The sequence below is a fragment of the Nocardia sp. GP40 genome, from assembly GCF_050434125.1.
GTDB lineage: Bacteria > Actinomycetota > Actinomycetes > Mycobacteriales > Mycobacteriaceae > Nocardia > Nocardia albiluteola.
Map to the genome: position 1 here is coordinate 171,922 of NZ_JBNPVW010000019.1, position 426 is coordinate 172,347.

Genomic DNA, 426 nt, shown 5'->3' on the forward strand with positions numbered 1-426 from the left:
GGGCCACTGCGGGCCCTTTGTCCGCTCGACCTTCGGGGACAGGGCGCCGAACAGGCTCGAGAACCAGGATTTGCTCTTGCCCTTGGACTTTGCGGCCTCCTTTGCCTGGGCCTCCTTGTCCTGAGCCGCTTTCTCCTGAGCCGCCTTGTCTTGAGCTTCCTTGTCGGCCTTGGCTTTTGCCTCCGCTTCGGCCTTGTCCTTGGCCGCCTTCGCCGCGGCCTCCAGCTTCGCCTTCTCCGCGGCCTCCTCGGCGGCCTTGCGTTGGTCGGCTTCCTGTTGGGCTTTTGCTTCGGCGGCTTTGCGTTGCTCGGCTTCGCGTGTGGCTTGCTCTTCGGCGGCCTTGCGTTGGTCGGCTTCCTGTTGGGCTTTTGCTTCGGCGGCTTTGCGTTGCTCGGCTTCGCGTGTGGCTTGCTCTTCGGCGGCCTT

1 protein-coding gene is annotated in these 426 nt (G+C 64.8%); it reads left to right on the forward strand.

Translation table 11 applies throughout. The features are described from left to right. Nucleotides 1-150 precede the first annotated feature (150 nt). Nucleotides 151-426, forward strand: a 276-nt coding sequence (locus tag ABH933_RS40020) for a hypothetical protein (RefSeq protein ID WP_429427016.1), incomplete at its 3' end; no start/stop codon positions are given.